20 protein-coding genes are annotated in these 20,721 nt (G+C 71.5%); 15 read left to right on the forward strand and 5 right to left on the reverse strand.

Annotated elements, in window-relative coordinates; all coding sequences use genetic code 11:
• Nucleotide 1 precedes the first annotated feature (1 nt).
• The 3 genes from JIG36_RS16710 to JIG36_RS16720 are packed head-to-tail and all read right to left on the reverse strand — an operon-like array spanning nucleotide 2 to nucleotide 4,314.
• Nucleotides 2-3,622: an ATP-binding protein gene (locus JIG36_RS16710; RefSeq protein ID WP_236047119.1), complete on the reverse strand. Its 3,621-nt coding sequence runs from the start codon at nucleotides 3,620-3,622 to the stop codon at nucleotides 2-4.
• A gap of 34 nt (nucleotides 3,623-3,656) precedes the next feature.
• Nucleotides 3,657-4,019: a hypothetical protein gene (locus tag JIG36_RS16715; protein ID WP_202990866.1), complete on the reverse strand. Its 363-nt coding sequence runs from the start codon at nucleotides 4,017-4,019 to the stop codon at nucleotides 3,657-3,659.
• Nucleotide 4,020: 1 nt separating this feature from the next.
• On the reverse strand, nucleotides 4,021-4,314 hold the full coding sequence (locus tag JIG36_RS16720; RefSeq protein ID WP_184954644.1) for a hypothetical protein: 294 nt from the start codon (nucleotides 4,312-4,314) through the stop codon (nucleotides 4,021-4,023).
• A 341-nt stretch (nucleotides 4,315-4,655) separates the two neighbouring features.
• Here JIG36_RS16720 and folP point away from each other — a divergent pair, with 341 nt between their 5' ends.
• From folP to JIG36_RS16760, 8 genes are all read left to right on the forward strand, one after another.
• Nucleotides 4,656-5,489 (forward strand): dihydropteroate synthase, encoded by an 834-nt coding sequence (gene folP, locus JIG36_RS16725; protein ID WP_236047423.1) that lies wholly within the window; start codon nucleotides 4,656-4,658, stop codon nucleotides 5,487-5,489.
• Nucleotides 5,490-5,532: 43 nt separating this feature from the next.
• On the forward strand, nucleotides 5,533-5,895 hold the full coding sequence (gene folB, locus JIG36_RS16730) for a dihydroneopterin aldolase (RefSeq protein ID WP_203377456.1): 363 nt from the start codon (nucleotides 5,533-5,535) through the stop codon (nucleotides 5,893-5,895).
• Nucleotides 5,892-6,419 (forward strand): 2-amino-4-hydroxy-6-hydroxymethyldihydropteridine diphosphokinase, encoded by a 528-nt coding sequence (gene folK / locus JIG36_RS16735; RefSeq protein WP_203377178.1) that lies wholly within the window; start codon nucleotides 5,892-5,894, stop codon nucleotides 6,417-6,419. Before folB ends, folK begins: the two co-directional genes overlap by 4 nt.
• Before the next feature lie 35 nt (nucleotides 6,420-6,454).
• Nucleotides 6,455-6,934 (forward strand): DUF3180 domain-containing protein, encoded by a 480-nt coding sequence (locus JIG36_RS16740; protein WP_203377457.1) that lies wholly within the window; start codon nucleotides 6,455-6,457, stop codon nucleotides 6,932-6,934.
• Between the two features lie 137 nt (nucleotides 6,935-7,071).
• Nucleotides 7,072-8,313, forward strand: coding sequence for an ABC transporter permease (locus JIG36_RS16745; protein ID WP_203377179.1), 1,242 nt, complete (start codon nucleotides 7,072-7,074; stop codon nucleotides 8,311-8,313).
• Nucleotides 8,314-8,344: 31 nt separating this feature from the next.
• A complete protein-coding gene (locus JIG36_RS16750; protein ID WP_236047123.1) occupies nucleotides 8,345-8,662 on the forward strand; it encodes a hypothetical protein in 318 nt (105 codons plus the stop codon).
• A 63-nt stretch (nucleotides 8,663-8,725) separates the two neighbouring features.
• Entirely contained in the window at nucleotides 8,726-9,217 is a 492-nt protein-coding gene (locus tag JIG36_RS16755; RefSeq protein ID WP_203377180.1) for a hypothetical protein, read from the forward strand.
• Nucleotides 9,218-9,463: 246 nt separating this feature from the next.
• On the forward strand, nucleotides 9,464-10,651 hold the full coding sequence (locus JIG36_RS16760) for a hypothetical protein (protein WP_203377181.1): 1,188 nt from the start codon (nucleotides 9,464-9,466) through the stop codon (nucleotides 10,649-10,651).
• Here JIG36_RS16760 and JIG36_RS16765 read toward each other — a convergent pair whose 3' ends face one another.
• A complete protein-coding gene (locus JIG36_RS16765; protein WP_203377459.1) occupies nucleotides 10,652-11,776 on the reverse strand; it encodes an NADH-quinone oxidoreductase subunit D in 1,125 nt (374 codons plus the stop codon).
• 17 nt (nucleotides 11,777-11,793) lie between these two features.
• The gene (locus tag JIG36_RS16770) at nucleotides 11,794-12,738 is read right to left on the reverse strand and encodes an SAM-dependent methyltransferase (protein WP_203377460.1); all 945 of its coding nucleotides are present in this window, start codon (nucleotides 12,736-12,738) and stop codon (nucleotides 11,794-11,796) included.
• Nucleotides 12,739-13,001: 263 nt separating this feature from the next.
• Between JIG36_RS16770 and JIG36_RS16775 the strand changes: the two genes are divergently transcribed.
• The 7 genes from JIG36_RS16775 to lysS all read left to right on the forward strand — a co-directional run bounded on the left by JIG36_RS16775 (nucleotide 13,002) and on the right by lysS (nucleotide 20,672).
• Entirely contained in the window at nucleotides 13,002-13,868 is an 867-nt protein-coding gene (locus JIG36_RS16775) for a Rossmann-like and DUF2520 domain-containing protein (protein WP_203377182.1), read from the forward strand.
• Nucleotides 13,865-14,701 (forward strand): pantoate--beta-alanine ligase, encoded by an 837-nt coding sequence (panC, locus tag JIG36_RS16780; protein WP_203377183.1) that lies wholly within the window; start codon nucleotides 13,865-13,867, stop codon nucleotides 14,699-14,701. Before JIG36_RS16775 ends, panC begins: the two co-directional genes overlap by 4 nt.
• Before the next feature lie 142 nt (nucleotides 14,702-14,843).
• Nucleotides 14,844-15,749 (forward strand): septum formation family protein, encoded by a 906-nt coding sequence (locus JIG36_RS16785; protein ID WP_203377184.1) that lies wholly within the window; start codon nucleotides 14,844-14,846, stop codon nucleotides 15,747-15,749.
• A gap of 62 nt (nucleotides 15,750-15,811) precedes the next feature.
• Complete coding sequence (locus JIG36_RS16790; protein ID WP_203377185.1) at nucleotides 15,812-17,455, forward strand: L-aspartate oxidase; 1,644 nt, start codon at nucleotides 15,812-15,814, stop codon at nucleotides 17,453-17,455.
• A gap of 14 nt (nucleotides 17,456-17,469) precedes the next feature.
• Nucleotides 17,470-18,321, forward strand: a complete 852-nt coding sequence (gene nadC, locus JIG36_RS16795) for a carboxylating nicotinate-nucleotide diphosphorylase (protein ID WP_203377186.1) — start codon at nucleotides 17,470-17,472, stop codon at nucleotides 18,319-18,321.
• A 30-nt stretch (nucleotides 18,322-18,351) separates the two neighbouring features.
• Nucleotides 18,352-19,110 (forward strand): type III pantothenate kinase, encoded by a 759-nt coding sequence (locus JIG36_RS16800; protein ID WP_203377187.1) that lies wholly within the window; start codon nucleotides 18,352-18,354, stop codon nucleotides 19,108-19,110.
• Nucleotides 19,111-19,163: 53 nt separating this feature from the next.
• Complete coding sequence (gene lysS / locus JIG36_RS16805; RefSeq protein ID WP_203377188.1) at nucleotides 19,164-20,672, forward strand: lysine--tRNA ligase; 1,509 nt, start codon at nucleotides 19,164-19,166, stop codon at nucleotides 20,670-20,672.
• Nucleotides 20,673-20,721: the final 49 nt, after the last annotated feature.

Genomic DNA, 20,721 nt, shown 5'->3' on the forward strand with positions numbered 1-20,721 from the left:
CTCAAACCTCCAGGTCGGACGGCGACATCGGAATCGCCGGCGCCTTGGCGGCCGTCGGCGTCGTGTCGAGGTGCTCCAGCAGACCTTCAACGTACGACACGTCGACACGTACCTTCTGCACGCGTCCATCGACGTCCCGCATCACGAATTCCCGGAACCCGAGCCGCGAGGACGACGCCGTGTCGACCTGGGACAGCGAGGCCAGCGTCGCCTCGTACCCGTCGTGCACCGGCACCCGCAGGAGCCGCAGCGCCTCGGAGGCGATCTCCTGGTCCTCCGCGATGCGCCCCACGAAGACCGTCGACACCAGGTTCTGCACGTCGAGACCGAGGATGTCGCGCGGGTTCTGCGAGGCCACCAACGCCGCCAGGTTCCACTTGCGGGAGTCGCGGGCGAGGCGCACCAGGAACGACCGCCCGGAGCGCCAGCCCTCCATGAAGTGCGCCTCGTCGAGGCCGACCATCTTGCGCGAGGACATCGAGCCGCCGTAGCAGCGCCGCACCGCGAGCCGGTGGGCCGTGTGCAGCATCGGCAGGGCCAGCGATTCCTCGGCCGACCAGTACTCGCGCTCGATCTTCAGGTCGGGCAGGCGCAGCCCGGCCATCGTGATCACGGTGAGGGCGGCGTCGGCGCCGAGCAGGTGCTGCGGCGGCGATCCGAAGAACAGCAGCGCCAGCGGCATCTCGGCCGTGTCGAGCAGCAGGTTCGCGAGTTCGCGGCCCTCGTCGTCCAGGCCCTGGAGGGTGCGGACCACGTCGTCGAGGGTGGAGGATTCCTCGGCCGGCACCTGGCGCACGGCGTGCCGCAGCAGCGTCGCCGTCGACGCCTCCTTGGCCACCTGCGGCGGCACCAGCATCGAGCAGATGTCCTGCACCAGCATGCGGCGTTCGGCGCGGGCGTTGGAGACCGAGATCTCGTACTCGCGGTCGCCGCCCGGCCCGGTCGGGAACTCCGAGCGGACGGGCGTGGGGATCAGCGCGTACGGGGCCAGCGTGCCCTGTTCCGAGCCGGTCAGGTTGAGCACGCGCGAGTAGGGGCGCAGCTCGGGCATCTGGCAGAGCCGGGCCAGCGGGCCGGACGGGTCGAGCAGCGTGACCTGCACGCCGCGACGGGCGTTCAGGTAGCCCAGCGCGCCCATCAGTGTCGACTTGCCACCGCCGGGCTCGGCCACGAACACCCCGAGACCGGAACGTTCGCGCACCTCCATCGGGAAGTGCAGGTCGAGGAAGACCGGCCGGCGACAGGTTCCCGCCGTACGCCCGATCAGGTCGCCCCGCCGGTCGCCGACCGTGGAGGCGGCCTGGGGCAGGGCCGCGGCCAGCAGCTTCACCGGCATGCGCCGTACGTAGCCGGTGTTCGCGATCGGCTCGCCCGGGATGAACTCGCGGGCCAGCTGGTCCTGGTTCTTCGGGTGCTGCAGCGAGATCCGCAGTTCGCGCGAGTAGAGCTGGATCAGCCGCCGGGCCCGTTCGAGGCATTCCTCGCGGGTGGCGCCACCGACCGCGATCCGGTGCCAGCCGTGGGCGCGGGCCGATTCGACCGGCAGCCCGGTGGTCATCTCGTCGCCGATCACCAGCGCCCGCTTGGCGAGTCGTTCCAGCTCGGGCGGGGCGTCGATACCGTGCTCGGCGTAGTCGAGCTGCTGCGAGCGGATCATCCGGAGCCGGTGCTCGAGGTTCTTGAACGAGCTGCCCGAGCCGAGGATGTCGAGGCGCGACGAGATCTCCATCGGCCACGGCAGACGCTCGTGGAAGTGCAGCCACGGCTCGTGCTTCTCGGGGATCTCGAGCGGTTCCATCCGCCCGACCGACAGCACCGCCACGTGCCTTTCCTCGCCGGTCATGCGGTTGACCAACTTCACGGTCGACCCGTACGGCGTCCGGTAGCGCTCCACCTGCTCGGTCAGCGCGAGCAGGTCGCCGGTGTCCCACTGCCCGTTGGTGACCGGGCTGAGCGGCCCGGGCGGGGCCATGCACAGCGCCACCGAGCGGAACAGCAGCCATTCCAGCTCCTGCGGGGTGACCCGCCGGCCGCGCATGCCGAACGCGTTGAGCACCTCGTCGAACTGCTCGACCGTGCGGCCCAGCTTGCGCCGTTCGCTGTCGGAGGTGCCGCGGCCGAACATCCGCAGGATGCGCTCGGAGAACGTGTCGCCGAGGGACCGCCGGGCGAACGTCACGCCGAGGTAGGTCTGGCCCTCGGCGTGGTTGACCGAGAGCAGGTGCCGCTGGGCCGCCACCAGGTGGTCGGACCAGGAGATGCCGCCGCGCACGTCGGGCAGCGGCTTCGCGGTGAACGAGTCGACCGTGCGCGCCCACTCGTCGGCCGGGAAGGGCCGGTTGGTGCGGCGCAGGTGCAGCCGGAAGCCGGCCAGTCCCGCGTACTGCTCGGAGATCGCGCTGAGCAGGGCCTCGCGCTCGGCGTCGGGCCGGAACGCCCACCGCACCTCGGGCAGGTAGTACCAGGCCGTGACCGTGCTCTGGGTGAAGGTCAGGTGGCCGGCGATCTCGCTGATCTCCAGCTCCATGACCGGGTCACGGTCGTTGAACTTGAGCTTGTGCGGCCGCAGCGCGACCGGCTTGGGCTGCTTGACCCGCTGGGCGGGCAGGTTCTTGGGCTCCTTCTTGCGCCGGGCGGGAGCCTTCTCCTTGCGCTTGGCGGGCGCCTTCTCGGTGGCGGGCACCGGCAGCGGAGCCTCGGCCGGCGCGATCTCGGCCGGGGGCTGCGCTTGCGGCGCGTACGCCTCGACCGGCCCCGCCTGGGGCGGGCGCGCCTGGTTGCCGCCCACGGTCTGCCACAGCGGGGGAGTCGACACCGGAGCCGCCGAGACCGGGCCGGTCGTGGTGGCCGGTGCGGCACTCACCTGCGGGTTCTCGGGCCAGTTGTCGAAGTCGGGCCACTCGTCGAGGTCGGGGTCGGCCGCGGCGCCGGACTCCTGGAAGAAGTCGGCCTTGGGCCCGATCGGCGCCCGGCTGTACGGGGTGGACGGTTCCTGAGCGCCCCAGGGGCCGTCCCGGTCGTCGGCCGGATCGGAGACGCGCGGCCCGGGTGCCGACGGCATGGCGATCGGCGGCCCGGCAACGGGCGGCTCCAGAGCCGACGGCTCGAAGGCCGGCGGCTCGGAGATCGGAGGCCCGGCGACGGGTGGCTCGGATACCGGAGTGGGCGTCGGGGCGAAGGCGACCGGCTCCGGTTCCACGGCCGGCGCGGCCGGGGCCGGGGCCGTCGGCGGCGTCGACACCGGAGCGGCGCCGTTGGGGTCGGTCGGCCGGTCGTCGAAGTCGAATCCGAAGTCGAAATCGAGATCGGGTTCGGCCTCGGCCGCCGGAGCGGGCGCGGCCGGGGCCGAGGAGACCGGGCTCGGCGGAGCAGCCCCGCCGAAAAGGTCGAGGAACGGTGAATCGATGTCGAGCGTGTTGTCCACCGGCCCGCCGCGCGGCCGCACCGGCTGCGGGGACTGGAAGACACCCACCGCGCCGTGCCCGGGCGCGGCGACGAACTCCTCGGCGGCCTCGTCGGCCGATTCGTTCGGAGGGTAGCGGTTCGAGCGCACTCCGTTACCCTGCCTGCCCTGGATGTCGGCATCCGCGCGGGGATGCCCGTGCGGAAGAGGTCCGGTCATGCGTCGGCCCCGAGGGAGCGTGCGACAGAACTGGTCATACCAACTCCTCCCGAACCCGGATGCGAGTGGCGACAAGTCTCGGGTCGCGGCGCTCGACCGCGGGCTCGCGGGTGCGGCGCCAGTCGGTGAGCGCGGTGCGGATGACGACCCGGGCCGGCCGGTCGGGGTCGACATGCCGGAACACGTACGACGTCGTGACCATGGCGAGCGCGATCTCCCACGCCGGGAAGGGATCGAACTCGAAGGTCATCAGGTAGTGCAGGAACATGAAGAGCGGAACCAGCGCCACGAACATGCCGTACTGCGCGTACGGCAGGTGGATGGGCAGGGTGTAGCCCGGGGGGCCCAGATAGACGAGCCTCGCCCGGTAGATGTCGTCGTCGGTACGAAGCCGCATCTCAGTTGAAGATCAACTTGATCAGGGCATCGCCGACGAAGAACAGTGTCGCGGCGCCGGCGATGAACGCCAGGCCCACGATGGCGATGGCCGAACTGGTCAGAACCTTGGAGATCTCACCGCGGCTGGCTCGTCCAATGAAGATCACGCCGAGCACCGCGAGCAGGATCGGCGCGATGTTGCTGGCGAAGAAGGTGACGATGCCTTCGGTGTTGATGCCCTTGGGTTCGGGCGCAGCGAGCGTGGCCTGCTGGAGCACGGCCGCGGCCTGCTGGGCGAGCTCAGTGGCGATCATTGGTAAACCTCCCCGTGCCCGGCTAGGGGATTCCGGACACGCTGCAGTTGTGAAGCCTCACGGCACCGCCCATATCGTGCTACTTCCCACCCTGCGCGTCGAGTGAGCCGTTCGGGCATTGCCATGCTCGTCTGCTCTCTCCGGTTCCTACAAATGATGCCCAGTTCCGAAGAGTACGGCCCGCCGTTCTTGGCTACAAGCGTCCGAAACGTTACGCAAGGTGATGGCGTGCGTGAAATTGAGTTACGGGCCATCGTACGCACGTGCGACAACCCCGACCGCCGTACCCTCGTGCCGTGACGACTGAGCCGACGGATGCGCAGGTCGCGGGCCGCGCGTTGATGCATGTGGATCACCCGGTCGTGATGGGCATCCTCAACGTCACTCCGGACTCCTTCTCGGACGGCGGGAAATACACGGACGTGGAGGCCGCGGTCGAGCATGGCATCGACCTCCACTACGCAGGTGCGAACATCGTGGACGTGGGCGGGGAGTCGACCCGGCCCGGGGCCGGTCGGGTGGACGCCGAGACCGAGATCTCGCGCGTGGTCCCGGTGATCAGGGCCCTGGCGGCGGCCGGAGTGCCGCTCAGCATCGACACCACCCGGGCCGCGGTCGCCCGGGCCGCCCTGGAAGCGGGCGCGGTGGCGATCAACGACGTCTCGGGTGGCCTGGCCGACCGGGACATGGCCCGCGTGGCGGCCGAGGCCGGTTGCCCGTGGATCCTCATGCACTGGCGCGGGCACTCCCGCCACATGACCGAGCTGGCGGTCTACACCGACGTCGTCGCCGAGGTGCGCGACGAACTGCTCCAACGGGTCGACGACGCGCTGGCCGCCGGTGTCGACCCGGGACAGATCATCCTCGACCCCGGCCTGGGCTTCGCCAAGACGGCCGAGCACAACTGGGCCCTCAGCGCCCACCTCGACGTCCTGGTCGGCCTGGGTCACCCGGTGCTCTTCGCGGCCAGCCGCAAGACCTATCTGGGCCGGTTGCTGGCCGGTCCCGATGGCGATCCCCGCCCGGTCGAGCAGCGCGAGGCGGCGACCCTGGCCACGTCGGTCCTGGCCGTGGCGGCCGGGGCCTGGGGCGTACGTGTGCACGATGTCACCGCCACCGCCGACGCGCTCGCTGTGTGGCGTGCCACGGGTGCGCCCAAGATCCAGCCACGGTGACCGCCGGTGAACAAGGATCGGGTGAATGAGCAGGAGTGAGCACGTGGACGGCCGGATCACGCTGAGCGGGCTGCGGGTGCGCGGCCGGCACGGCGTCCTCGACTTCGAGCGGGAACAGGGCCAGGACTTCGTGATCGACGTACGCCTCGATCTCGACCTCGCCCCGGCCGCGGCCAGTGACGACGTCGCCGACACGGTGCACTACGGAGTGCTGGCCGAGCGTCTGGCCGGGATCGTCGGGGGCGAGCCGGTCAACCTCATCGAGACGCTGGCCGACCGCCTGCTCGACGCCTGCCTGGAAGACGCGCGGGTGTCCGCGGCCGAGGTCACCGTCCACAAGCCCCAGGCCCCGATCCCGCTCGAGTTCGCCGACGTGGCGGTCACCCGGCGCCGGAGCCGGGCGTGACCCGGGCCGTCCTCTCGCTCGGCAGCAACCTGGGCGACCGCGAACAGCACCTGCGCGAGGCGTTGCGGGTGCTCGGCGGCGCGGTCGAGCGTGTCTCCGGTGTCTACGAGACACCGCCCTGGGGGGATGCCGACCAACCGGCGTACCTGAACGCTGTTGTTCTTGTCTCGGATCCGGCGGCGACCCCGCGCGACTGGCTGGAACGCGCGCGTGCGGCCGAGACCAAGGCTTCCCGCGTACGGGATCCGGAGCGCCGCTTCGGCCCGCGCACCCTCGACGTCGACGTCATCGCCGTGTGGGAAGCGGACGGCCGACCGGTGCTCAGCGCGGACCCCGAACTCACCCTGCCGCATCCCCGCGCACACCTGCGGGCCTTCGTGCTGGGCCCCTGGCACGACGTCGAACCCGCCGCCGACCTGCCCGGCCACGGACCGGTCGCGGCCCTGCTGGACGACCCCCGGCTGGCGGACGACGTCGCCGCGCTGACCCCTCGGCCCGATATCGCATTAGAGTCGGTGGCGTGAGCAGCAACCCGCAGGCGCCCAAGTCGGACCCGTCGATGCGCCCGACCAGCATCTCGGTGCTGATCGTCGCGGGCCTCGGCGCCGCCGCCGTGGGCTGGCTGCTGCTGAGTTTCTCGTACGCGACACTGCCCGACCTGCCGTGGTCACCGGTGATCGTGCTGGCCGTGCTGGCCGTGGCCGAGGCCCTGCTCGCGCAGAACACGGCCGCCCGCATCCAGCGCAAGCCCGGCACGCCCCGCGTCGACCCGCTCGCGGTCGCCCGCTACGTGGCCCTGGCCAAGGCGTCCTCGCTGGTCGGCGCGATCTCCACCGGGTTCTCGGCCGGCCTGCTGGCCTGGCTGGCCATGGAGCCGACCGACGCCGCCCACGGCGACCTGCCGGTGGCGGTGGGTGGAGTGATCTCGGCCGCGGCGCTGATCGGCGCGGCCCTCTGGCTGGAACGTTCGTGCCGCATTCCGGAGCAGCCCGACACCAAGGACGAGGACGACTCGGACCGCCCCTCCGGCATCCTCTGAGTCCGGTCCGGCCCCCCACTTTTCGGCCTTGAACTGAGACCGACTCGTATCCGTATGCTCTGCGTACGGGCATGCGCCCGACGGATTTCGGCGTGCGTCTTCCGCCGCACGGGGGACGCACACGAGGAGGCACGGCGATGGCGTACGACGAGGCGACCTACCGTCGGCAGACCGAGGAGCCCACGCCCACCGATCCGGCTGCCTACCGGGCCAACACCCTGGCCGCGGCCGAGCAGCGCCGGCGGGCCGAGGAGCTGGACGGGGTCGGCGACACCACGGCCGACGTGCTGCGCCGGGCCGAGGCCGACGAGGACGGCCGCGACCGGCTCGGCATCCACCTCGGGTGGGAGGTGGTGCTGCTGGTCGCCGCGGCCGCGATCGGCTTCCTGCTCTGGCGCCTCGACCCGGCCAGCCTCAAGCGCCCCGACCTCGACCAGCTGCTCATCACCGGCGCCGCGATCGGCCTGCTCACCCTGGGCGCGGGCCTGAGCCTGCGCGCCGGTGTGCCCAACCTGGCGCTCGGCCCGATCGCCCTGGCCGCCTCCTTCCAATACGCCGAGCAGGGCGACCAGGGCCTGGTCAAGGCCCTGGTGCCGGCGCTGGTCTTCGCCGTGGCCGGCGCCATCGTGATCGCGCTGGTCATCCTCGTGCTGCATGTGCCCGGCTGGGCGGCCACGCTCGCCGCCGCCCTCGGCGTGATCGTCTTCGACCAGCTGCGGGTCGCGCCGGTCGCCGTCCAGGGCACCTACGACCCGACCGACCAGGCGTTCTTCCTCTTCGGCGGGTTCGCGCTGCTGGCCGTGCTCGGCGGCGCCCTCGGCACGGCCACGCCGGTCCGCCGATGGCTCGGCCGCATGCGCCCGACCGGCGACCCGGCCCGTCGCCGCGGCCCCGCCGTCGCCTTCCCGGTGCTCGGCGCGCTCATCCTCTCCTCGGCCTTCGCGGTCGGGGCGGGCATGCTGTTCACCGCCCGGTCCGAAGCCCCGGTCGTGCCCGGCACCGGCCTGGAGTGGACCGGCATCGCGATCGGCCTGGCCATGCTCGCCGGCACGAGCGCCTACGGGCGGCGCGGCGGCCTGTTCGGCACGCTGTTCGCGGTCGCGGCCCTCACGCTGTTCCTCGACTACGCCGACCGGCGCAACTTCGACATCGCCCTCTACGCCATCGCGGCCTGCGTCTTCGCGGGCGGCCTGGTCGTCACGAGGCTCGTCGAGACGTACGGGCGGCCGCTGACCTCGGCCGCCCCGGCCGACTGGAACGCGGCGGCCACCACGACCAGCGCCAACTGGTCGCCCGACCTGCCCGAGACCTGGTCGCCGGCGACCACCGCACCCCGTACGGACCGTTGGGACGCGGGTCCGTGGGGAACCAGCCGGTGATCGTCCGGCCGTGCCGCCTATGCTTTTGCCCATGACCACTGAAAGCTTCGCCGAGCTGGACGCCCTGCCCACCGAGGAGCTGCGTGAGCGCGCCTTCTCCCTGGCGCGGGAACGGCGCGACATCAGCTTCTTCTGGTCTGTCTTCAAGCATCTGCCCAACGCCGACGAGGCCGCCCAGCTCGACGGCGCCCCCAACTCGATCGGCCCCACGGTCGACGAGGCGGTCGCGCTGTGGCGTGAGCTCGAGGGCCACGGCTACGGCGAGAGCGAGCCCCTGCTGCGCGCGGCGTTCATCGACTACCTGCAGAGCCCGTCCCACCACCGCCCCCGCCACGCCAAGAGCGACTGAGAGCCGGGCGGCACATCCAAGCCCGTCGTTTGGAAAGGCCGCCGCTCTGGGAACTAGCGGCGCATGGCTCTCGGTAACCGTTACAAGTCTGCGCCTGGTGCGGGCACGCTGGCCGCGCTCATATTGGTTCTCGTCTTCGGCAGCCCGTGGTACGCGGAGTGGGCCAGCGAGAACACCAACCCCGACACGGCCGGCGGCTGGTGGCTGCGCCTGCTCGCCTGGCCCCGCTGGTCCTTCGACTCGAGCGACTCGCTGCGCGACATCCTGGTCGGCGACCTCAAGGCGATCCTGCTGGTCCTGCTCACGCTGCTGTTCCTGTTCCTGCTGCCCGGATCGCAGCTGGCCCGGGCCCGCGGCACGATCAGCCAGTTCTTCGCCGGCTGGGCGTCGTACATCTTCGCCGGTGGTTTCGCCGCGCTGCTGACCACCCTGTTCCTGGCCAACCCGTCGCTGCTGGGCGCGTTCCAGGCGGCCGGCAACGGCGCCGCGTACGGGCTCTTCGTCGGCTGGATCGTCGGGTTCGCCACGCTCGGTGGCTACCGCGGCACCCGATAGACCCCCGGCAACAGTTCGCAGCTGCGAACACTTCGACCGCCGGGCCTCGTCCGGGGCCCGGCGGTTCGATCACGGTCGGTGTCCGCCGATCTTCCCTAAAGTCACGCCCCGGCCTGCAGTTCCTCTCGCCCAGGGCGCTGGCCAGCACCGATCGTGGTTTGTCCGGTTAAGCACCAGATTTGGACCATCTGAAGCTCCTCGGTCGAACATTTGCCCGATCGGGACCTCTGGGTAGTATCGGCGCCCATGCCGGACCGGGAATCCGTGGCGGGTAACGCACGCCTGCTCCGCGGCCTCATCTGGGCGGGTGTTCTGCTCGCTCCGTTGGCCGCGGCCGTTGTGCTGCTCGGCCAGAGTTCCAACTCCGTGCGGTTCGCGATGCTGCTCCTCGCGGTCGCCATCGTCGCCATCGGCGCGTCGGTGCTGGTCCGCAGCGATCCGGTGCTCGGCCGGATGGACGTCGAGGAGCGCGTCGCCGAAGAGGTGGCGACCCTCCGCCGCGAGTTGCGTGCCGAGTTCGGTCGCGGCGGGCCGCCGCATCAGGCACCGCCGCCGCCCATGCCCATGCCCGCGCACGTTCCGGCGCCCGCCATGATGCGGCAGCAGCCCGAGGAGGAGCCGTCCGGCTTCTTCTCCGACCTGCCCGCCGAGGGGCAATACCCCGACCCGTTCGCGAACGACTACGTCGAGGACGACTACCCGCAGAACGACTACCCCGCCGACGACTACGCGCCCCAGCCGCCCCCGATGCCGGCCGGTCCGCCGCCCATGGGCAGCCCCCGGCCCCCGGCCGGTGGCCGGGCCGGCGTCCCGGTCGCGTCGGCGGCGGTGCGCCCACCGTCCCGCACCGGCCCGGGCCTGACCACCGGCGGCCGCCCGATCAATCCGCCCGGCTCCTCGACCGGCGGCCGCGCGGTCGCCTCGGCCGCGGCGTCGGTGCCCCCACCGCCCCCGCCCCAGGTCCCCCGGCAGCGCGGAGCGGCCCCGATCCCGCCCCCGGCGCCCCCGCGCGCTTCGGCCTCGGTGCGACCCGCCGGTGCGTACGGCCACCAGCCCGACTCGCTCGCCGAGGACTTCGGCGCGAGCACCGGCTACGCCGCCCAGGGCCCCGGCGTCTACGGCGCTCCCGCGGGCGGCGGCGCTTACGGCACGCCCACCGGCGGCACGTACGGCGGTGGCGGCAACGACTTCGACTCCGACGAGTACAACGGCTACGGCGCCCCCAACTACGGCGGCTCCGACCAGGGCGACTACGGCTACTCCGACGAGCCCGACTACGGCCCGCCGCCCCGCGAGCCCGGCACCACGACCGGCGACCCCCACTACAAGGCCCGCCGGCACCGGCCCTCGGCCAACGACACCAACGTGGGCTCGCTCAGCGACTTCGCCCAGTACAACGGCTACTCACCCGACCCGGGCCACCGCCGTCCATAACTACTTGTCGATGTCGCCGACCACGAAGAACATCGACCCCAGGATCGCGATCAGGTCGGGCACCAGGCAGCCCGGGATCAGCGTGGCCAGCGCCTGCACGTTCGCGTAGGAGGCGGTGCGCAGCTTCATGCGCCACGGCGTCTTCTCACCCCGCGACACCAGGTAGTAGCCGTTGATGCCGAGCGGGTTCTCGGTCCAGGCGTACGTGTGCCCCTCCGGCGCCTTGACCACCTTGGGCAGTCGCACGTTGACCGGCCCCGAGATCCGGTCGACCCGGTCCAGGCACTGCTCGGCCAGGTCGAGCGACACGAACGTCTGCTCCAGCAGCACCTCGAACCGGGCGTGGCAATCGCCCGAGCTCCGCGTCACCACGGGCACGTCCAGTTCGTCGTACGCGAGATAGGGCTCGTCGCGCCGCAGGTCGAAGTCGAGTCCGCTGGCGCGCGCGACCGGACCCGAGGCGCCGTACGCGGCCGCCTGCTCCGCCGTCAGCACGCCGACCCCGACCGTACGGGCCAGGAAGATGTCGTTGCGCCGGATCAGGTTGTCCAGGTCGGGCAGTCGCGTGCGGACGGTCCGGATGGCCTCCCGCGCCCGCCCGGTCCACCCCGCCGGCACCTCTTCCTTGAGACCGCCGACCCGGTTGAACATGTAGTGCATGCGGCCGCCGGAGACCTCCTCCATCACCGCCTGCAACGTCTCACGCTCGCGGAACGCATAGAACATGGGCGTGATGGCGCCGATCTCGAGCGGGTAGGAACCGAGGAACATCAGGTGGTTGAGCACCCGGTTCAGCTCGGCCAGGGCCATCCGCAGCCAGGTCGCGCGCTCCGGCACCTCGATGCCCATCAGCCGTTCGACGGCGAGCGCGACGCCCAGCTCGTTCGAGAACGCGGACAGCCAGTCGTGCCGGTTGGCCAACACCAGGATCTGCCGGTAGTCCCGCACCTCGAACAGCTTCTCGGCGCCGCGGTGCATGTAGCCGACGATCGGCTCGCACGCGACCACCCGTTCGCCGTCGAGCGTGAGCTTGAGCCGCAGCACGCCGTGGGTCGAGGGGTGCTGCGGGCCGATGTTGAGCACCATGTCGGCCGTCTCGAGCCCGGCGCCGGTGCCCACAGTCATCTCGCGCAGCTGATCGGTCACAGGAGCATGCTCCCACGCTCGCCCAGCCCGATGCTGTGCAGCAGCCACCAGTGCCCGCCGAGTCCCGCCGGCTCGATCAGCTCGGCCTCCGCCCCCGCCGCGGCCAGCGCGCGCACATAACCCGCCGGGTCGCTGCGAGCCAGATCCAACGGTGGCCGGGCGCCGTCGATCCCCAGCGCTCGCAGGGCCTCACGCTGGCGGATCAGCCCGTACGGGACCCCGGCCGCGGCCGCCACCGCATCCATCGCCACGTGCGCCGTCACGTCGCAGGAACCGTCCGGCACCGGCGGGACCTGCCGTCCACCCCGGAACCCGGTCAGCGACCCGAGCGGCGGCCGCTCCCCGCGCCGATGCCCGTAGTCGATGGCCAGCGCGCACCCCCGGCCTACCCGCTCGACCGCGCCGGCCCAGGCGGCGTCGCGCGGCCACCCGATCTCCACCCGCCCCGGCTCGCCCCACCAGCGCCGCAGCCAGAACAGGTCGGCCGCGTCGACCGCCCCGCCCAGCGACTCGGCCCCGGTGGACGGCTCGACCAGCACCTTGCGCAGCCGCCCGTGGTCGTCGAGGTCGGCCACGTCGAGCGGCACGTTGTCGAGCCATTCGGTGGCGACCAGCAGCCCCACGATCCCGTCCGGGATGTCCGGCCGCCAGGTGATGCCGCCCGCCAGGCCCGCCGGTCTCGGCGCCAGCTCGACCGCGGTCAGCCGCATCCGCTCGGGCAGCAGAGGCCGCAGCCGGGTGAGCAGTTCCCCGCGGCCGGCTCCTACGTCGACCAGGTCGAACGTCTTGGGCTGCCCGAGCGCGTCGTCGATCCGCTCGACGAGCCGCAGCAGCGCCCCGGCGAACAGCGGCGAGGTGTGCACGCTGGTGCGGAAGTGATCGGCCGGCCCCTGATCGCCGCGCACGAAGAACCCGTCGGGCCCGTAGAGCCCGGCCGCCATGGCCGCCCGCCACCCTTGCACACCGCCCACCCTAGGCGCGGTCATCCACATTCCGGCGTTGTCCACAGCCCCGATTTGAAGATCGCCATTTCTCCCTAGGATGGGTGCTGGGTGGGGGACCCCCGGTGGGCGGGCCCCTGTTCACACCAGTGATCTTGACGGGCCGCGATCATGGGGTTGTTCACACCGTCTTGTCACGGGCGTGTTACGGCGGCGCATACTTGCCTCGACCGGTACCCCCTTGTCGAGGACTGGATCTGAACATGAGCGCATCGTCGCGTCTGACCGTGGGCGTGGTCGGAGCGGGCCGGGTCGGCGCCGTCCTGGGCGCCGCACTCCAGGCCGCCGGCCACCACGTCGTGGCCGCCGCCGCAGTCTCCGCCGCCTCCCGTGAGAGAGCCGCCCGCCTGCTGCCGGGCGCCGCCATCCTCCCGGCCGACGAGGTCGCCCGGGCCGCCGACGACCTACTCCTGCTGGCCGTCCCGGACGACGCGCTCGAGAGCGTCGTCTCCGGCCTCGCGGCCACCGGCGCGCTGGGCCCCGGCCAGCGGGTCGCCCACACCTCCGGCGCCCACGGCCTCGCCGTCCTGGGCGACGTCGAGGGCCTGGCCCTGCACCCCGCGATGACCTTCACCGGCGCCGACTCCGACCTCGACCGGCTGCCGGGCATCGCCTGGGGTGTCACCACGGCCGACCGGGTGTTCGCGGCCCGGCTCGTGGCCGACCTCGGCGGCGTTCCCGAGTGGGTCGCCGAACAGGCCCGCCCGACCTATCACGCGGCCCTCGCCCACGGCGCGAACCACCTGGTCACGCTCGTGAACGAGGCGGCTGACCTGCTGCGGGCGGCCGGCATCGCTCAGCCGTCGCGCGTTCTTTCCCCGCTGCTGCACGCCGCCCTCGACAACGCGCTACGCCTCGGCGACGCGGCGCTGACCGGGCCGGTCTCGCGCGGTGACGCCGGCACCGTCGGCAAGCACCTCGAGCGCATGCCGTCCGAGGCCCGGCCGGCCTATCTGACCCTCGCCCGCCGCACGGCCGACCGCGCCATCGCCGCCGGCCGCCTGCGCCCGCAGGACGCGACCCGGCTGCTCGACGTCCTGGCCCAGGTCGAGATCGGGAGTGCCGCATGACCCACCTGATCCACACGCGCGACCAGCTGGCGACCGCCGTCGCGCCGGTTCCGGGCGAGATCGCGGTCGTGATGACCATGGGGGCGCTGCACGAGGGGCACCGCGTGCTCATGCGCGAGGCGAGGAAGCGCGCCGACTTCGTGATCGTCACGATTTTCGTGAACCCGCTGCAGTTCGGCCCGAACGAGGACTTCGAGAAATACCCGCGCACGCTCGAGGCCGACGTCGAGGCGTGCCGGGAAGAGGGCGTCGCCCTGGTGTTCGCGCCCAGCCGGGACGAGGTCTATCCGACCGGCGCGCCGTCGATCACCATGAACGCCGGGCCGCTCGGCGGGATCCTCGAGGGGGCGAGCCGTCCGGGGCACTTCTCGGGCATGCTCACCGTCGTCCAGAAGTTGCTCATGCTCACCCGGGCCGACGTGGCGTTCTTCGGCGAGAAGGACTTCCAGCAGCTGGCACTGATCCGCCGCATGGTCGCCGATCTCGAACTTGACGTGGAGATCGCCGGCGTGCCGACCGTACGGGAACCGGACGGCCTGGCCATGTCGAGCCGCAACCGATACCTCTCGGCCGATGACCGCCGGGCCGCTCTGGCTCTTTCCCGCGCTCTGCGCGAGGGGGCGACGCACACCGACGCCCCGGTCGCGCTGGCCGCCGCGACCAAGATCCTGGCCGACGAGCCCGGGGTCCGGGTCGACTATCTGGCCCTCACCGGGGCCGACCTGGGCGACCCGCCGCCCGCGGGCCCGGGCCGCCTGCTCGTGGCCGCGCGGGTCGGCAGCACCCGCTTGATCGACAACGTCGCCCTGACCCTGGGGGCCGGGGCCGCCTGAGAGCGCAGGCCGCCAGATAGCGCTGGGCACCCGAAAGCGCCGGCCCGCCCGAAATGGATTCCTCGAACTCCGCTGATCCCGCCTTCGGTCGCCATATGATCAGAAATCGGACATCTGTGGCCCGCGGGGAAGGCGTGAGTTCATGCGACACCGGCTCGGCATCGCCGCCGTCCTGGCCGCGGTGCTGCTCGTCGCGGGCTGCGGCAAACCGGGCGGCGTCGACGGCGACCTGACCAACGGCTGGGGCGCGATGGAGGCGGCGACCGGCTTCGAGCCCAACGAGGGCGCCTGCCACAACGCCAACTTCAACCCGGTCGGCCCGCGCGGTACGTACGAGGAGATCGACTGCTCGGGTAGGCACCGCACCGAGACCGTGTTCGTCGGCGCCTACGAGTCGCCGGCCGCGGACGCCGACGTCCCGCCCGCCGACGGCTCGGCCGGCGCCCGGGCCGCCTACTCGGTCTGCGACCAGAAGACGACCACCTTCGTCGGCGGGCCGTGGCGCAACGCGCGTCTGTGGATCGGCGTCACGCACCCCACCGAGGCGGCCTGGAGCGGCGGCGCCCGCTGGTACCGCTGCGAGCTGCTGGAGCTGAACTCGGTCGAGGACGACGGCGGCCTGGTGCAGCGCGAGGGCAGCCTGCGCAACGCGCTGGCCGACGGCAGCTCCGACGTGATGCTGACCTGCTACGCCATCCAGCTCGACGGCAACGGCGCGATCGCCACCATGCCCGCGGTGGGCTGCGCGGCCAAGCACAACGGCGAGTTCGCGGGGGTCTGGTACGCCAAGGACCTGGACTACCCGAAGGACGACGCCACCTGGGCCAAGTTCCACGACGGCTGCCGCGACCTGATCGCGGACTACGTCGGCGTGCCCAAGGACGCCGACCTGCAATACCGTACGGGCGTGGTCTCGCTGCCCGGCGGCGAGGACGTCTGGGCCGACGGCGACCGGGGTGTGCGCTGCTACCTCTGGCTGGACGGGATGGAACTCACGTCGTCGCTGCGCGGCAAGGGCGTCAAGAGCCTTCCGGTCCAGTACAAGTAACGGTGACCACGAATGTCCGACCCCGGCCGCATGGTGTCGTACCGGCGGAGTGTACTGAGCAGATGCATGTCGCCGATCTCCCGGAGCTGCCCCGCCGGCTCGCCGCCGCCGACCCGGGCTGGAACGAGACCACCGACGTGCTCGTCGTCGGTTCCGGCGTGGCCGGGCTGACCGCGGCGCTGCACCTGCGCGAGCAGGGGCTGCACGTCACGGTGGTCACGAAGGTCAATATCGACGACGGCTCGACCCGGTGGGCCCAGGGCGGCATCGCGGCGGTGCTCGACCCGCTCGACACCCCGGCCGCCCACGCCAACGACACCGAGATCGCGGGCGTGGGGCTGTGCGACCCCGCCGCCGTACGCGTCCTGGTCGAGGAGGGTCCGGCCCGCGTACGGGAATTGATCCGTCTCGGCGCCTCGTTCGACCGCAACCCCGACGGCTCGCTGATGCTGACCCGTGAGGGCGGCCACCGCGCCGACCGCATCGTGCACGCGGGCGGCGACGCGACCGGGGCCGAGGTGCAGCGCGCCCTGCACGACGCCGTCCACCGTGACCCGTGGATCCGCCTGGTCGAGCACGCGCTCGTGCTCGACCTGCTGCGCGCCCCCGACGGCCGGGCCTGCGGCATCACCCTGCATGTGCTGGGCGAGGGCAGCGAGGACGGCGTCGGCGCGATCCTGGCCCGCGCGGTTGTGCTGGCCACCGGCGGCATGGGCCAGATCTACGCCTCCACCACCAACCCGTCGGTCTCCACCGGCGACGGCGTGGCCCTCGCGCTGCGCGCCGGCGCGGTCGTCACCGACGTCGAGTTCGTGCAGTTCCACCCCACCTCGTTCGTCACCTCGACGGTCAACTCGGTGCAGCGGCCGCTGATCTCCGAGGCGCTGCGCGGCGAGGGTGCCCACCTGGTCGACGAGACCGGCAAGCGGTTCATGGTCGGTCAGCACGAGCTGGCCGAGCTGGCCCCGCGCGACGTGGTGGCCAAGGGCATCCACCGGGTGCTGCGCTCCACCGGCGCCGACCACGTCTATCTCGACGCCCGCCACCTGGGCCGCGACTTCCTCGAGCAGCGCTTCCCGACCATCGTCGCGTCCACCCGCGCGGCCGGCATCGACCCGGCGACCGAGCTGATCCCGGTCGCCCCGGCCGCCCACTACGCGTCCGGCGGCGTCCGCACCGACCTGCACGGGCGCACGAGCATTCCCGGCCTGTACGCGTGTGGCGAGGTCGCCTGCACCGGCGTGCACGGCGCCAACCGTCTGGCCAGCAACTCCCTTCTGGAGGGCCTGGTCTTCGCCCGGCGCATCGCCGACGACATCGCCCGCGACCTGCCACCCCAGGCCGACCCGGCGCCGACGCCGGCCGATCCGGGCTGGGTCGTGTCCCCGGCCGTCCGCCCCGAGCTGCAGCGCTCGATGACCCGGGGCGCCGGCGTGCTGCGCTCGGCCGACTCGCTGAGCGCCACCGCCAAGGAACTGGCCCGCCTGGCCGAGCAGCGCGACACCCCCCGCAACGCCGCCTGGGAGGCGACGAACCTGCTCACGGTCGCGACGGTGCTGGTGGCGGCGGCCCGCACCCGCCGTGAGACGCGTGGCTGCCACTGGCGCGAAGACTTCCCGGTCGCCGAGGACGAGTGGCGCGGCCACCTGCTGCACCTGCTCGACCGCAAGGCCGGGCTTGCACAGACCTTCGAAGAGATGGCCTGATCACAGGGGGATCCATGAACGAGCTCGACGTAGCCGAAGTGGAAATGATCGTCCGCACGGCCCTGGCCGAAGACCTGGGCTCGCCGCCGCACGACGTGACCAGCGAGGCCACTATTCCGGCCGACCAGGTCGACACGGCCGAGCTGGTGGCGCGGGCCGATGGCGTGGTGGCAGGGCTGCCGGTCGCCGCGATCGTCTTCAACGACACGTCGGGCCACGTGGCCACGTTCGAGCAGAGCGTCGCCGAGGGTGACCGGGTCCGGCGTGGCGACGTGCTGGCCGTGGTCACCGGCCCGACGCGGGCCCTGCTCACCGGCGAGCGGACGGCGCTCAACCTGCTCAGCCGCATGTCCGGAGTGGCCACATACACCCGCCGCTGGGCCGACGCGCTGGCCGGCACCAAGGCCACCGTGCTCGACACCCGCAAGACCACGCCCGGCCTGCGCTACCTGGAGAAATACGCGGTCCGGGTCGGCGGTGGCACCAACAAGCGCATGGGCCTCTACGACGTGGCCATGATCAAGGACAACCACAAGCTGGCCGCCGGCAGCATCACGGCCGCGTTCCGCCTCGTACGGGAGAAGTTCCCCGAGATCCCGGTGCAGGTCGAGGTGACCACGGTGGCCGAGGCGGTCGAGGCGGTCGAGGCCGGGGCGACGTTCCTGCTCTGCGACAACATGACGCCCGACCTGCTGCGCGAGGTGGTCGCCGAGGTGGGCGACCGGGCCGAGCTCGAGGCGACCGGCAACTTACGCTTGGAGACGGTTCCGGATTACGCCGCGACCGGTGTCGACTACCTCTCGGTCGGCGGCCTGACCCACTCGTCCCCCATCCTCGACATAGCCATGGATCTGCGCCCCCGCTGACCGCCGGGGCCCGAGACAAAGGGTTACCCCGTGCTGCTCTGCATTGACATCGGCAACACCAACACGGTGCTGGCGACGTTCGACGGCGACAAGCTCGTGCACAACTGGCGCATCAAGACCGATGCCCGGTCCACCGCCGACGAGCTCGGCCTGATGTTCCGGGGCCTGCTGGCCGGCGACGCCGTCGAGATCACCGGGGTGGCCGCCTGCTCGACCGTGCCGGCGGCCCTGCGCAGCCTGCGCACGATGCTCGCGCGCTACTACGGCGACCTGCCCAACGTGGTCGTCGAGCCGGGCGTCAAGACCGGTGTCCAGCTGGCCATCGACAACCCCAAGGAGGTCGGCGCCGACCGCGTGGTCAACACCCTGGCCGCGCACGCCCTCTACGGCGGTCCGTCGATCGTGGTCGACTTCGGCACCACCACCAACTTCGACGTGATCAGCGAGAAGGGCGAGTTTCTGGGCGGGGCGTTCGCGCCCGGCATCGAGATCTCGTTCGACGCGCTCGCCGCCCGGGCCGCCCAGCTGCGCAAGGTCGAGCCGGCCAAGCCCAAGTCGGTGATCGGCAAGAACACCGTCGAGTGCCTGCAGTCCGGCATGTACTTCGGGTTCGCCGGTCAGGTCGACGGCATCGTCACCCGCATGATCGACGAGATTGGCCCGGTCAAGGCCGTGATCGCCACCGGCGGGCTGGCCTGGCTGGTCAAGGACGAGTGCAAGACGATCACCGCCCACGAGCCGATGATCACGCTGATCGGGCTGCGGATGGTATATGAGCGGAACGTCTGAGCGCGGCTGAGTAGGCTTTAGCGGCCTTATCCACTCGTACAGAGAGTCGTGCCGTGACCGAGCAGAATGTGCCCGTCCCTGATCCCGCCGAGGACCTTCCCGAGCAGATGCGGGTCCGCCGGTCGAAGCGGGACCGGATGCTCGCCGAAGGGGTGTCCCCCTACCCGGTGACTGTCCCCCGGACGGTGTCGCTGAAGCAGGTGCGGGAGCAGTACGCCGACCTCGAGACCGACACCGCCACCGGCGACCAGGTCTCGGTCAGCGGCCGGCTCATCTTCATCCGCAACGGCGGCAAGCTCTGCTTCGCCACCCTGCGCGACGGCGACGGCACCGAGATCCAGGCCATGCTCTCGCTGGCCAAGGTGGGCGAGGAGCGCCTGGCCGACTGGAAGCAGCTGGTCGACCTGGGCGACATCGTCTCGGTCACCGGTGAGGTGATCACCAGCCGCCGGGGTGAGCTGTCCGTGCTCGCCGACAGCTGGGCGATGAGCGCGAAGGCGTTGCGCCCGCTGCCCGTGGCGCACAAGCCGCTCTCGGAGGAGACCCGGGTCCGTCAGCGGTACGTGGATCTGATCGTCCGCCCGCAGGCGCGTGACACCGTCCGCACCCGGGCCACCGTCGTGCGCAGTCTTCGGGAATCGCTCTTCCGCCGCGATTATCTCGAGGTGGAAACGCCAATGTTGCAGTTGCTGCACGGTGGCGCGACCGCCCGTCCGTTTGTGACGCACAGCAACGCTCTCGACACCGATCTCTATCTGCGGATCGCGCCCGAACTCTTTTTGAAGAGGGCCGTCGTCGGCGGCATCGACCGCGTCTTCGAGATCAACCGGAACTTCCGCAATGAGGGTATGGACTCGACCCACTCTCCGGAGTTCGCGATGCTCGAGGCCTACCAGGCGTACGCGGACTACAACGTCATGCAACAGCAGACGCGTGAGTGGATTCAGGAAGCCGCCTTCGCAGTCGCCGGATCACACGTAGTGACGCACTTCGACGGCGCCGAGTTGGATCTCGGCGGCGAGTGGGCGACGGTCACGCTCTATGGCTCTCTCTCCGACGCGCTCGGCGAAGAAGTCACGCCCGGGACCGATATCGCGCAACTTCAGCGGTATGCCGAAAAGCACGACCTTTCCGTCGACCCGAAGTGGGGCCCCGGCAAGCTCGTCGAGGAGCTGTTCGAGCACCTGGTCCAGCACACCCTGCAGGCGCCGACTTTTGTGCGGGATTATCCCGAAGAGACCGCTCCGCTGACCCGTGCACACCGGGAAACGCCGGGCCTCACCGAGAAGTGGGACCTGTACGTGAACGGCTTCGAACTGGCCACCGCCTATTCCGAGCTGGTCGACCCGGTGGTGCAGCGTGAGCGGTTGCTCGCGCAGTCGTTGCTGGCGGCCGGCGGCGATGCCGAGGCGATGCAGCTGGACGAGGATTTCCTCCGTGCCATGGAGTACGGAATGCCGCCCAGCGGCGGGATGGGAATGGGAATCGACCGGCTTCTGATGGCGCTCACCGGGCTCGGCATTCGGGAAACGATCCTCTTCCCGCTGGTCCGTCCGGAGTAAGTTCTGCCGGCCCGGCGGAAATCCAAACGCGGAAATGTTCCGACCGCCA

Source organism: Paractinoplanes ovalisporus (genome assembly GCF_016834655.1).
GTDB lineage: Bacteria > Actinomycetota > Actinomycetes > Mycobacteriales > Micromonosporaceae > Actinoplanes > Actinoplanes ovalisporus.